The organism is Flavobacterium sp. 90 (genome assembly GCF_004339525.1).
Classification (GTDB): domain Bacteria; phylum Bacteroidota; class Bacteroidia; order Flavobacteriales; family Flavobacteriaceae; genus Flavobacterium.
On record NZ_SMGE01000001.1, the window covers coordinates 3,526,011 to 3,539,200 of the forward strand.

At 32.9% G+C, this 13,190-nt stretch carries 13 protein-coding genes; 3 read left to right on the top strand and 10 right to left on the bottom strand.

The window, feature by feature from the left end:
- Positions 1-96 precede the first annotated feature (96 nt).
- From C8C83_RS14845 to C8C83_RS14875, 7 genes are all read right to left on the bottom strand, one after another.
- Positions 97-900: an MbnP family protein gene (locus C8C83_RS14845; protein WP_121330062.1), complete on the bottom strand. Its 804-nt coding sequence runs from the start codon at positions 898-900 to the stop codon at positions 97-99.
- A 112-nt stretch (positions 901-1,012) separates the two neighbouring features.
- Positions 1,013-1,390: a hypothetical protein gene (locus C8C83_RS14850; RefSeq protein WP_233566085.1), complete on the bottom strand. Its 378-nt coding sequence runs from the start codon at positions 1,388-1,390 to the stop codon at positions 1,013-1,015.
- A 288-nt stretch (positions 1,391-1,678) separates the two neighbouring features.
- A complete protein-coding gene (secA, locus tag C8C83_RS14855) occupies positions 1,679-5,020 on the bottom strand; it encodes a preprotein translocase subunit SecA (protein WP_121329221.1) in 3,342 nt (1,113 codons plus the stop codon).
- A gap of 87 nt (positions 5,021-5,107) precedes the next feature.
- The gene (locus C8C83_RS14860; protein WP_007138072.1) at positions 5,108-5,329 is read right to left on the bottom strand and encodes a DUF2795 domain-containing protein; all 222 of its coding nucleotides are present in this window, start codon (positions 5,327-5,329) and stop codon (positions 5,108-5,110) included.
- Between the two features lie 218 nt (positions 5,330-5,547).
- Positions 5,548-6,117: a cob(I)yrinic acid a,c-diamide adenosyltransferase gene (locus tag C8C83_RS14865; protein ID WP_121329222.1), complete on the bottom strand. Its 570-nt coding sequence runs from the start codon at positions 6,115-6,117 to the stop codon at positions 5,548-5,550.
- A 63-nt stretch (positions 6,118-6,180) separates the two neighbouring features.
- The gene (locus C8C83_RS14870; protein WP_121329223.1) at positions 6,181-6,744 is read right to left on the bottom strand and encodes a hypothetical protein; all 564 of its coding nucleotides are present in this window, start codon (positions 6,742-6,744) and stop codon (positions 6,181-6,183) included.
- Between the two features lie 28 nt (positions 6,745-6,772).
- Positions 6,773-7,459: an ABC transporter ATP-binding protein gene (locus tag C8C83_RS14875; RefSeq protein ID WP_121329224.1), complete on the bottom strand. Its 687-nt coding sequence runs from the start codon at positions 7,457-7,459 to the stop codon at positions 6,773-6,775.
- 310 nt (positions 7,460-7,769) lie between these two features.
- On the opposite strand from C8C83_RS14875, the gene C8C83_RS14880 reads away from it, so the two are divergent.
- Positions 7,770-8,429 carry a DUF6565 domain-containing protein gene (locus C8C83_RS14880; RefSeq protein ID WP_121329225.1) on the top strand — a complete coding sequence of 220 codons (660 nt, stop codon included), beginning with the start codon at positions 7,770-7,772 and terminating at the stop codon, positions 8,427-8,429.
- Between the two features lie 112 nt (positions 8,430-8,541).
- Positions 8,542-9,060 (top strand): hypothetical protein, encoded by a 519-nt coding sequence (locus C8C83_RS14885; RefSeq protein ID WP_121329226.1) that lies wholly within the window; start codon positions 8,542-8,544, stop codon positions 9,058-9,060.
- On the opposite strand, the gene C8C83_RS14890 is transcribed toward C8C83_RS14885, so the two are convergent.
- A complete protein-coding gene (locus tag C8C83_RS14890) occupies positions 9,057-9,836 on the bottom strand; it encodes a class I SAM-dependent methyltransferase (RefSeq protein ID WP_121329227.1) in 780 nt (259 codons plus the stop codon). The genes C8C83_RS14885 and C8C83_RS14890 overlap by 4 nt on opposite strands.
- A 162-nt stretch (positions 9,837-9,998) precedes the next feature.
- Here C8C83_RS14890 and C8C83_RS14895 point away from each other — a divergent pair, with 162 nt between their 5' ends.
- Complete coding sequence (locus C8C83_RS14895) at positions 9,999-11,549, top strand: SDR family oxidoreductase (RefSeq protein WP_121329228.1); 1,551 nt, start codon at positions 9,999-10,001, stop codon at positions 11,547-11,549.
- A gap of 89 nt (positions 11,550-11,638) precedes the next feature.
- On the opposite strand, the gene C8C83_RS14900 is transcribed toward C8C83_RS14895, so the two are convergent.
- Positions 11,639-12,112, bottom strand: coding sequence for an FKBP-type peptidyl-prolyl cis-trans isomerase (locus C8C83_RS14900; RefSeq protein ID WP_121329229.1), 474 nt, complete (start codon positions 12,110-12,112; stop codon positions 11,639-11,641).
- Between the two features lie 58 nt (positions 12,113-12,170).
- Complete coding sequence (locus C8C83_RS14905; RefSeq protein ID WP_121329230.1) at positions 12,171-13,175, bottom strand: hypothetical protein; 1,005 nt, start codon at positions 13,173-13,175, stop codon at positions 12,171-12,173.
- Positions 13,176-13,190 lie beyond the last annotated feature (15 nt).

Below are 13,190 nucleotides of genomic sequence, written 5' to 3' on the forward strand. Positions count from 1 at the left end.
CGCGGTCCCGATAGCTATCGGGAGCGACAAAAGATATAATGTACAGCGGGACTTTATTTCTGGGAAACCGAAACTGTTGTGCTCCTGAAAATAAAATTAGTCGTTATGTACGTGATCAACTCTAAACATTGAAGATACGTTCTGAGTGATTAATGGCAAATTTGCTCCGCCCATAATCATAGCGCCCATTCCGCCCATGTTGTTGTCAGTAAGTTTGATTTTGTTAGTTCCGTCGATGATTTTAGAAAGGTCTGTAATCATGTGAACTTCTGGCGTAATATTAGTACGAACCAATGCTTTTGTTGGCAAATCTAAAGTTACTTCGGTATAGTTATAATCCGTTCCGGTTTTACCAGTATGAACCATAAAAGGAGTGGCAGAAGTTACGGTTGGTGAAGTAAAAGTTCCTTCGAAAGCAAGGAATTTATATCCTGCAGCCCAAGACCACATCATGCCGGCATCATTTGCCTTTGCTAGAAAATCACCTTGTCCGTCTGCGCCAAGTTTCCATTGTTCCTCATCAACTCCAATTCCGAATTTTACTTTTACGTAATCTCCCGCAGGAATATCAGTAAGTTTAAATTCGCGGCCTTCTTCAGAAGATTCATCGGCTATGAAATAACTTTTGCTTTTTGGATATGTAAAAGTAGTTCCGTCAGCTTTTGTCAAAACAACATTGCTTACAATATATTTGATCAGGCTGATTTTTAAAACTTCGTTGTTTGAGGTTTTAGTATTTTGTGCGTTTAGAATAAGATCGTTTGTTCCGTAAGCGTTATCAAATTCTAATGTAAGTTTTCCTTGTCCTGTAACATTTTGACTGCTATCGTCGCTTGAACATGAAGCTAAAGTAATTGTAAGTGCAACAATAGAAAGTGCTTTGTATAAAGTATTTTTCATTTTATGAATTTTATATAATAGTAATTTTAAATTTTGTTTGTGCGCAAACACTATTTCATTGTTTTTGGGACAATGAAAATCATTTCAAATAAAAATTGAAATGGAATTAAAATTATATAAAATAGGATGGAGGGTGAAAAGTAGCGTTTGAAACCGAAATAGGTTTGCTATCGAAAGAAGCAAAATTTTCTGCTTTAGGTTCGATTGAAGCTACTAATCTAAAATTGTTTGTTGTAGTATTTTGAATGTAAACAACTTCTGCTTTTTCTTTCAGGTTGTTTTGCATTTTCTTCTCGTTGTCAGCGTATTTTTTTAAACTTTTTTGAAGTTCGCATCGACCGTTACAACTATTAAAAAGCATTTTACGTTGTACACAAATGGTTTTCGAAATTTCGTCCTGATTTAATTTGAATGAGGTATAAACAAAAAAACTGCCAAATGATGGCACTAGAAGCATACAAGAAAGAAATATGATAAATATCTTTTTCAAAGGTTGTTTTTTGTTTTCGAGAGCAAAAATACATTTTATTCTTTTTAGTTATTACGATTTTTGTCATTTAACATAAAAAATGTCAGCAAAATAAAAAAATCTACAATACGTAATGATGGAATTTTTTTGAATAGACTCCAGCTTTAGCTGGAGTTTAAATATAAAATTATAAGATGGCTTTAGCCGAAAAGTACGTTTGAAATTTGGCTAAAGCCAATTATTATTTTCAAAAAAAAACCTCCAGCTAAAGCTGGAGGCAATTTAATTTATGATTTTAGAATAAAATTATTATTTAACAAGAACCCAAGCACCTGAAGCGATTAGGGATTCTGCTTTTTTAAATTTCATTTCTTCAGTTTTACCTGTTGCAACTTCCTGAACTGTAACAGTATCATTACGATTGATTTTTGGCATATCTCTCACAATGGTTTCTGTAACCTGACGTTGTTGTGTTTCTCCAGCTTCGCGGTTGATGTCTTCGCTGTTTACAATTTCGTCTTTGCTTAATTTGAAGTTTTCTTTTTGACGAACTTCTTTTGCTTCGTGAATTTCAGGAACGTTTTGAGCTGGTAAATCACCTTTGAATAAGAATGAGATAACTTCTTTGTTAACGTTGTCTAACATTCCTCTAAACAAATTGAATGCTTCTAATTTGTAAATAAGCAATGGATCTTTTTGTTCGTGAACGGCTAATTGAACTGATTGTTTCAATTCGTCCATTTTACGTAAGTGTTTTTTCCAAGCTTCATCAACGATAGAAAGTGTTATGTTTTTCTCAAAATCAGCAATTAACTGAGCTCCTTCGCTTTCGTATGCTTTTTTCAAGTCAGTTACCACATTCAAAGTTTTGATTCCGTCAGTAAATGGAACTACGATACGCTCAAAATGATTGTTTGGCTCTTCGTAAACTCCTTTAATGATTGGGAAAGCTTCTCTTGCGCTTCTTTCTGTTTTTTCTGTATAGAAAGCTAAAGTTTCTTTATAGATTTTTCCAGTGATTTCCATGTCAGATAATTTCAAGAAATCAGCTTCAGAAATTGGAGAAGTGATTGAGAAATAACGAATCAAATCAAATTCGAAATTTTTGAAATCATTAACTGGTTTAGTTTGACTTACGATTAATTCGCAAGTATCATATAACATATTCGCGATATCAAGTTTCAAACGCTCACCAAATAATGCGTGACGACGACGTTTGTAAACTACTTCACGTTGAGAGTTCATAACGTCATCATATTCTAATAAACGCTTACGAACACCAAAGTTGTTTTCTTCTACTTTTTTCTGAGCACGCTCGATAGATTTAGTCATCATCGAATGTTGAATAACTTCACCTTCCTGAAGTCCCATTCTGTCCATAACTTTAGCAACTCTTTCAGAACCAAATAAACGCATTAAGTTATCTTCAAGGGAAACATAAAATTGAGAGCTTCCCGGATCTCCCTGACGTCCTGCACGACCACGTAACTGTCTGTCTACACGACGAGAATCATGACGCTCTGTACCAACGATTGCTAAACCTCCGGCAGCTTTTACTTCTGGAGATAATTTAATATCGGTACCACGACCAGCCATGTTTGTTGCAATAGTTACAACTCCGGCTTTACCTGCTTCTTCTACAATTTGTGCTTCTTGTTTGTGCATTTTAGCATTCAAAACGTTATGTGTAACGCCTCTCATTTTTAACATTCGGCTTAATAATTCTGAAATCTCTACAGAAGTTGTTCCAATTAAAACTGGTCTTCCTGCATTTGATAATTCAGTTACATCTTCGATTACAGCATTGAATTTCTCACGTGTAGTTTTGTAGATATAATCTTCTTTGTCTATTCTTGAAATCGGACGGTTTGTTGGAATTTCAACTACGTCTAATTTATAAATCTGCCATAACTCTCCAGCTTCTGTAACTGCTGTACCTGTCATACCTCCTAATTTGCTGTACATTCTGAAATAATTCTGTAATGTAACAGTTGCAAATGTTTGTGTAGCAGCTTCGATTTTTACATTTTCTTTAGCTTCAATCGCCTGGTGTAATCCGTCAGAATAACGACGACCATCCATGATACGACCTGTTTGCTCATCGACAATCATAATTTTGTTGTCCATGATCACGTATTCTACATCTTTTTCAAAAAGAGCATACGCTTTTAAAAGTTGTGTAAGTGTGTGAATACGCTCGCTTTTTACTCCAAAATCCTGGAATAATCTTTCTTTAGCTTCCGCTTCAGCGTCTTTGTCTAATTTTTGTTTTTCGATAGCAGCAATTTCAGTTCCAATATCCGGAAGTACAAAAAAGTCTGCATCTGTATCTCCTGAAAGGTATTGAATACCATTATCAGTTAATTCTACCTGATTGTTTTTTTCTTCAATTACAAAATACAAAGCTTCATCAACTTTATGCATTTCGCGATTGTTATCCTGCATGTATTGATTTTCAGTTTTTTGAAGCAATTGTTTAACTCCTTCTTCACTTAAAAATTTAATTAATGCTTTATTTTTAGGTAAACTTCTGTAGGCTCTTAATAATAAGAATCCACCTTCTTTAGTGTTTCCTTCTTTGATTAATTTTTTAGCTTCTGCTAAGAAACCATTCGCTAACTGACGTTGTTGCGCTACTAAGTTTTCGATTTTTGGTTTCAACTCATTAAATTCATGACGATCTCCCTGAGGAACCGGACCTGAAATAATAAGTGGAGTTCTTGCATCATCAATCAATACAGAATCGACCTCATCGACAATTGCATAATTGTGTTTTCTTTGTACTAAATCGCTTGGCGAATGTGCCATGTTATCTCTTAAGTAGTCAAAACCAAATTCGTTGTTGGTTCCGTAAGTGATATCTGCGTCGTATGCTTTTTTTCTTTGTTCTGTACTTGGCTGGTGATTATCGATACAATCAACAGTCAAGCCGTGAAATTCGAATAAAGGTGCTTTCCATGTACTATCACGTTTTGCAAGATAATCATTCACAGTTACTAAGTGAACTCCATTTCCAGTCAAAGCGTTTAAGTAAAGCGGAAGTGTAGCCACTAAAGTTTTACCTTCCCCCGTTTGCATTTCGGCAACTTTACCTTCGTGCAAAACCATACCACCAATTAACTGAACATCATAATGAATCATGTCCCAGGTAATTTCTTTACCGGCAGCATTCCATTTATTAGCCCAGGTTGCTTTGTCACCTTCAATAGTAACATAAGTTTTTGAACCTGAGAATTCGCGGTCTTTTGGAGTTGCAGTTACTTCGATAAAAGAATTGTCTTTAAAACGACGTGAAGTTTCTTTTACTACAGAGAATGCTTCCGGAAGGATTTCCAATAAAGTTTTCTCTGAGATTTCGTATGCTTCTTTTTCAAGAGTATCGATAGCATCATAAAGATCTTCTCTTTTGTCGATGTCTTCGATGTTTTCTACTTCAGCTTTAAGCGAAGCAATTTTAGCATCTTTATCAGCTCTGGCTTCTTTTATTTTTTCTTTAAAAAATACGGTTCTAGCTCTTAGTTCGTCGTGAGACAAACTCATTAAGCTGGTTTCGAATGTTTTAATCTTATTTAAATAAGGCTGTAAAGCTTTGACATCTTTCTGTGATTTATCACCTACAAAGACTTTAATAATACTGTTTATGAAACTCATGATTTATTGTATTTCTATTTTATGTAAATGTGTATTTGAACCAAAAAAAAAGCCTCGGTGATGAGACTTTTTCCTTTGGTTTATTTTTTAATATTCATCCTCATTCCAAAGATAATCTTCGTCTGTTGGATAATCAGGCCAAATTTCTTCCATTGATTCATATATCTCGCCTTCATCTTCGATTGACTGAAGGTTTTCTACCACTTCTAATGGAGCACCAGCTCTAATAGCGTAGTCAATAAGTTCATCTTTGTTAGCAGGCCATGGCGCATCACTTAAATAAGATGCTAATTCTAATGTCCAATACATCTGTTATCTGTTTAGTTTGTGCAAAAATAAATTTTTTACTGAAAAAGACAAGTAAAATTTGATTTATTTTAATAAAATTTAAGAACGTCGTTACTAGTATTCAGTTTTTAGTGCCTGTTTTCAGTCTTAAAACTGAAATTTGTTACTAATTGCTGTGTTTTTTCGTATTCAGTTTTTGGTGCTAGTCTGCAGTCTGAAAACTGAAAAATTGCGACTGTTTACTTTCGTGGAATCCATTTTACTTCATCCGCTTTTAAGTCTGAGGACAACTTCCGTGCCAAGACAAAAAGGTAGTCAGAAAGTCGGTTTAAGTACATAATTGCGATCTCAGGAACGTGTTCATTATGACTTAAATGTACTGCCAAACGTTCTGCACGACGACAAATACAACGTGCTATATGACAATGTGACACAGTTGGATGTCCTCCAGGTAAAACAAAATGAGTCATTTGCGGAAGACTTTCCTCCATTTTATCAATTTCGTTTTCTAATAATTCAATATCTGAATCAATTATTCCGAGATTTTTTAAGCGAAGTTCTCCGTTTTTTAAAACTTCTTTTTCTTGTGGTGTTGCCAAAATAGCGCCCACAGTAAAAAGACGATCCTGAATTTCGATTAAAATAGTTTTATAATGCGAATCGATTTCCTGATCGCGAATGAGTCCTATATAAGAGTTCAATTCATCAACAGTTCCATAACTGTCAATTCGTATGTGATCTTTAGGAACGCGTGTACCGCCAAAAAGAGCCGTCGTTCCTTTGTCTCCTGTTTTTGTATATACTTTCATTTTTTCTTGTTTGAGGTGCTATCCCGAAGCTTCGGGACTGAGATGCTGAGTAACTAAGCTTTTTTAGTTTTGTTTGAAACCCAATTGATGATTCAGTTTTTCAAATTCTAATGCGGCTTTTTTATTAAAATCGCCATTTAAACCTGCAGTTTCTGCAGATGATTGAAATCGGGAGCAACCTATACAAACTATTGTCTGGCAGATTACTTCATTATTTTTAAAGTAAACAAATCCAAGTCGTGGTTCATAACAATTTGCAATGTTCGGATTCTCGAACATTTTTTTATTACTAAAAATCGAATTCAATTTTGAAATCTGTTCGTTACTAAGTTTTTGTTTTTTACGAATGGTACTTATATATTGTCCTTTTTCATTTATTGGAAAATAGAAATCTTCGCCAGAAAATCCAATATAGTCAATTCCGATAACTGAATCACATTCAAAACCTTTTATATAAGATAAATGATTTTTGGTTTTTATTTTAACCTGATTTTCAGTCAACCATTTTATTTCGGTTTTCGGTGCTTTTGGCGCCAAATTAGTATAACGAATCTCTTCTACAGGTTTTTCTTTGCAGGCTGCAAATAATAAAAAAACTAATAAAAAAGATTTAATAAAATTGGTCATTTTTTTCTTTTCCGATTAAACAATTAAACTATTTTGTCGTATCACTTTCAATCAAACCATCTCTTAAGCGAATAACTCTATGTGCATAAGCTGCGATATCTTCTTCGTGTGTTACAAGGATTACAGTATTTCCTTGTGCGTGGATATCTCCAAAAAGCTTCATGATTTCTACAGATGTTTTACTGTCTAAGTTTCCTGTAGGTTCATCGGCAAGAATAATCGAAGGTTTGTTAACCAAAGCACGGGCAATTGCAACACGCTGGCGTTGTCCTCCGGAAAGTTGATTAGGTTGGTGATCCATTCTGTCTGACAGATTTACTTGTGTCAAAACTTCTTCAGCTCGTTTGGTGCGTTCTGATTTTGAATATCCTGCATAAATCATTGGCAATGCTACATTGTCTAAAGCTGTAGTTCTTGGCAAAAGATTAAAAGTTTGAAACACAAATCCGATTTCTTTGTTTCGAATTCCTGCCAATTCATCGTCTTTCATTTGGCTGACATCTTTTCCGTTTAAAACATAGTGTCCGGAAGTTGGTGTGTCTAAACAACCAAGCAAATTCATTAAAGTTGATTTTCCAGAACCCGAAGGTCCCATTAAAGCTACATATTCGCCTTTATTAATTTCTAAATCTATACCTTTTAAGACATAAACGATTTCGTTACCTAATACAAAATCTCGTTTGATGTTTGTTATTTTAATTAATGGATTCGCCATTTTGATTTACAATTTTGGATTTAAAAGTACAAAACACTTTTCAATAAACGATAAGTAGTTTCTAATTGATTTTTGTTACAACTATTAGGATTTAAAATGATGATTTTCTACAAATTATCATTTTTATATAAATTATAATTAAATCAGACGAAAATCTGTTATGTGATTTTGTATTCTTTTTATATAATCTCCATTTTTTAGTAATTTTATTGAATTATAATGTTTTAAAAGTTGTAAAAGTGATAATTATGTAATGTTAAGCTCTGATTCGTAACTTATATTTGTTATATAATCTTAAATAATCAGAATTATGAAAAATATACAATTATTATCAGGAATTGCTTTAATAGCATTAAGCTTAACGTCGTGTAAAGATGAGAAACAAGAAAAAGCTCAAAAAACTGTAGACTCTTATGTGGCTTATGTCGATTCAGTTAAAAACGTTAAATCAGATGATCTGAAAGCAGGTTGGAAAGATGTTGAAAATGAGTATGACAGAAGAGCTGCAGAAGCTGATTTGGCTTTAGCCGATATTAAAGACAATTCGGCTGCGACCGAAAAAGTGAATACAACTAAAGTGAAATATGAAGAGTTTAAAAAAGAAATGACCGCCGTTTTTGCCCCACCTGCTCCAAGTCCACAACAACAATTAAGAAATTCTTTGTTTGGTGAAGGAAAAATTGGAGAGGATATGAATTTTGATTGGGTAAACGCTAAAAATATTCACAGTGTATACCAACAATTTGTTCATACCGTAGAGAATAATAAAGATAAATATTCACGTGAAGACTGGGATAAAATTAAAATGATGTATGAAGCACTTGACAGCAGAAAAAATACCGTTGAAAAAGAAGGTTTAACATCTGAAGATAACAGAAAAATTGCCGGTTTGAAATTGAAATTTGCTCCAATGTATACTTTAAATAGAATGGGAGCTAAATCTGAAGAAACTGCAGAAGCAAAAAAATAATTATTAAGTTAATTTGAATTAGTATTTAAATGACAATCAGAAATGGTTGTCATTTTTTTATGCCTACTTATTAATATTATTATCTTATTTTCGTGAGTATTAAATAATAAATATGGAGTTTTTTTTTAATTTGAATATAATTTATAAGGCTTTGCTTTTAATACTTTTTACAATATTACTTTTTCGTTTATGTTATTTTTTTGAAGGGTTTTCTACGTTTAAGTTTTTTGATTTAGTGACTATTTTTGTTTTATTGTTTTTATTAAATTTTATTGTTTTTAAAACTTTAAATGGAATTTACTATACAGCCGGCATAAAAGAGGACTATTCCTTAACAAAAGGAGAAATAACATATTATAAGTCAGGTAAGGGAAGAAAAAATAGAGGACAAGTTAATTATGATTACATTGTAAATAATGAATTGATTTCGACTGCTGTCGATGAGAATGATTATGTAGAGATTCCTGATAAAAAACCTGATACAACGATTAGTTATTTAATTATTTACAACAAAAAAACACCTCAGAATAGTTATTTATTGTTCAATTATCCGATAAGAGAAAAAGAAGATATACTCGAATATCAAGAATTATTCAAAAATGGGATCCCAGATAATGTCTTTAATGATTAAGCCCTAATAACAAAATGTTCTTTTTCCTGCTCGTATCTAAAAAAGACAAATCCCCATTGAAAAGTATCAATTGTTACCGTAACTTTTGGATGATTTTTTATGATTTTCCAAGCTTCTTCCATTTCTAAAGACCAATGGATATCATCAAATATCCAAACAGAATCATTGGTAATCGTTTGTAACAAAAGATCAAAATAGGCCAAAGTTGCTTTTTTAGAATGATTTCCATCAAAATAAATAAGATCATAATCTGTAGCCTGAAGGTTTGTAGAAACCAAAAAGTTTTCGAATTCTGTAATTATTGTATCAATATTTTTGCAATCAAAATTTTCTAAATGATTTTTAGCAACATTTGCAGTTTGCGGACAACCTTCAAGTGTAATTATTTTTGCGTTTGTGTTTCCTAAAGCAAGTGCAGAAGTAGCCAAACCTAATGAAGTTCCTATTTCAAGAATGTTTTTAGGCCGAAAATAATTCGTTACACGAAACAATAATTCGGCTCGTTTTGGGGAAATTCCTGCTGTCGATGCTATTTTCGAAATCTGTCTTCTATTTGATTTAAATACTTTTGAACCCGCACCAAAATCGGTTACTTCAATAAAGTTTTTATTGTTCAGCAATGATTTTCGATAGTTTTTTAAAATCGAATATTCAGGTTTTGGTTTCTTGTCGTAAAAACATTTTGTCAATAAATTAAAAACAAAAGGCGAATGTACTCCATGTTCGTTTTTGGAATCCCAAAGGAATTTTAAATAAGATTTAATTTGAAATAGCATATAAATGTTTAACAAGTAGGCGCGAAGATACAAAAAAGTCGAAAGTCGTAAAGACGAAAGTTTTAAAGGTATAAAGCGAAATTTTACAACTTTTGACTTTGAACTTTATGATTTTCAAAAAGACTATATTTGCCCATTAAGCAAATAGTAATACATTTTATAATGTTGAAGGAAGAAGTGGAAACTACGAATACGATTACCTCAGAAGAAATTAATAAATGCATTGCCATTTTAGCACAATTAAATGCCAATACAGACCAAATATTTGATATTCCGAAAGAACAACGAATCGCTTTAATCAAAGAAGCAGGAATGTTTTCGAGACCGGATCGCGATGAGTTTTCGAGAAGGTTAAAAGACGGTTTGCAAGCCGCAAAACGTAAAAAAGAGAAGAAAGACAAAACGGCGCGTAAAGAAACCGGAATTCGTCATGCGCGTGAAGCGAGCATATTTGTTGCGCCTAAATTATTGGCTCTAAATGATCTTGCTCAAAAGGAAGCATTAGAACTCGAAACTCCCAGAAACTGTTACGTTTGTAAAACAGAATTTACTAAAATGCACCACTTTTATGATACGATGTGTACAGATTGTGGTGATTTTAATTACGCCAAACGTTTTCAAACTGCCGATGTAAAAGGACAAATTGCTGTTATCACGGGTTCCCGATTAAAAATTGGTTATCATATTACATTGATGCTTTTGCGTAGCGGAGCGACTGTTATTGCGACAACACGTTTTCCTGTAGATTCGGCTTTGCGATTTGCAAAAGAAGATGATTTCATGGAATGGGGACATCGCCTAAAAATTCATGGTTTAGATTTAAGACATATTCCGAGTGTGGAGATTTTTTGCAATTTTATAGAGCAAAAATACGAACGTTTGGATATTCTGATTAATAATGCAGCACAAACGGTGAGACGTCCGGCTGGATTTTATTCCCATTTAATGGAAAATGAAGAATTGCCGATAACGTCACTTCCTAAACAAGCGCAGGATTTATTATTAGATCATTTGAATTGTCTGGACGAACTAAAAGTTTTGACAACAGGTTTTTCTTCGAATGAAAATATGCCGGTAACCTGGCACGGACCAGAACCTGGAATTGGTTTACGTGCTTCGGCTCAATTATCTCAAATTCCATATTCTTTTGATAATGCATTGGTTGCAAATGAAGTTTTTCCGGAAGGAGAACTCGATGCGGATTTACAACAAGTAGATTTGCGAAAAACGAATAGTTGGCGTTTGCGTTTAGGGCAAATAGAAACTACCGAAATGATCGAAGTACAATTAGTAAATTCTGTTGCACCTTTTGTGTTATGTAACCGACTTTCTGAAGTAATGAAAAAAGATAATACAGGGAAAAAACACATTATAAATGTCTCGGCGATGGAAGGGAAGTTTCATCGTTTCTTTAAAGAAGATCGTCATCCGCATACTAATATGGCAAAAGCCGCATTGAATATGTTGACACATACATCATCAGGAACTTTGGCAAAACACGGAATTTTTATGAATGCCGTTGATACAGGCTGGGTAACAGATGAAGATCCTGCAGAGTTAGCAAAAAAGAAACAGGAACTGGAGGATTTTCAACCGCCATTGGATATTGTTGATGGTGCAGCTCGTGTTATGGATCCTTTATTTGACGGAATAAATACGGGAAAACATTGGTGCGGAAAGTTCCTGAAAGATTATAATCCGATTCCTTGGTAGAATAGTAAGTATCAGTTTTCAGTCGTATATAAAAAAGCCACAACAAATATTATTCTGTTGTGGCTTTCTCATTGAGATAATATTTAAACTTAGTTAACTTTAATCAATTTAACGTCAAAAATAAGAACTGAGCCTCCGGGAATTCCCTTAGTAGTAAAACTTCCGTAACCTAAATGTGAAGGAACTAAAAGGGCTCCACTTCCGCCTGTTTTAAAATAAGGAATACCTTCTGTCCAGCCTTTAATAACTTCGTTTAAAGAAAAAGAGACACCTGCATCGTCGCTTTGGCTGAATATTTTTCCGCTTGTATAATAACCTCTGTAAGCTACAGTTACATTTGACGTTGCCGTTGGTTGTGCTCCGGTTCCTGGTTGATCGATAATATAATACAAACCAGAAGCGGTTCTTGTAGCTGTTAGTTTGTTTTTGGCAATATAATCAGTGATTTCTTTTTCGTTTTCAACAGTGTAATCTGTTTTTTGTGGCTCTTGATTAGTAGGTTTATCATTAGAGCAAGAAATAAAAAGTGTCATTATAAATAAGGCAGAAAAAAGATGTTTCATGAAAAGTAGATTTTTTAAAGTCGTAAATGTAATGAAATTAGGTATTTTGTTTTTGGAATTATTTACAAATTATATATTCATAAGATGGTCGGGCTCCCATGGGTGTAACTACAAATGTTCCTTTGTTTGACAATGTCATCGTAAAATCACGATTATATTCTTCATTTGCATCTGCATTGTGAAAAATGATTTTTCGTATTTTTAATTTTTTGGATTGTATTTCGATATTTCCAATTTCATAATTTTTAAATACAAATGGTTTTTCTCTAAAATCCCAGTAAGTAAATTCTTTTTTAGTAAAATCGATATAAGATTTATTTTTGGTATCACAGAATTTTTGCTGTTCTGTAATGTAGTTTTCGATATCTTTTTTGGAATCAAAAGAGATGAAACCTGTTTGTGGATCACTATATGTAACATCATCAGTATAATCATAAGATAATCCTACAATCTTTTTCTTTTCTTTTGTAATTGCAAAGTAAAAATTGTAAATACGTTTTCCATCAACATCCATTGCGCGTGCTCTGTAATTGCATTTGTCCTCCAATGCATGATGAGATTTAAAAACAGAGTCTGAAAGATTTACGTAACCATTATCAAAATCAGAAAGCTTGAATTTATTCTCATATTTTTCATAAAAAAAGCCTGTTTTCTCAAATTTAGTATCACCCAGATAAGTTGGGAATTTTTCAGAAGAAATGGTTGTATGGATTTTAGTTTCAAACCATTCTTTATAACTCATTTTGTTAGCAAAAATTATTATAGGATAAGGACCGTCATAAACATATTCGACAAAACCATCTTTTTCGTCAATGAACTTATTTATTTTATTTTCATTATTAGTATTAAAAGCTTTTATGAAATCTTGAAAAAAGACATTTAATTCCTTTTCTGATATTTCTTCAGGAGTTATAACCGCTTTTTGGGTTGGATTTAGTTGTGTTGTATTTGGAATGTTATTTTTAGGTGAATCATTTTTGCATGAAAAAGACAGTATAGTTATTAATGTTAATGCAAAACTTATAGTTAAACGTAATTTTAAAATCTTGTTCTTCGATTCCATCTTTTTTATGTTGTA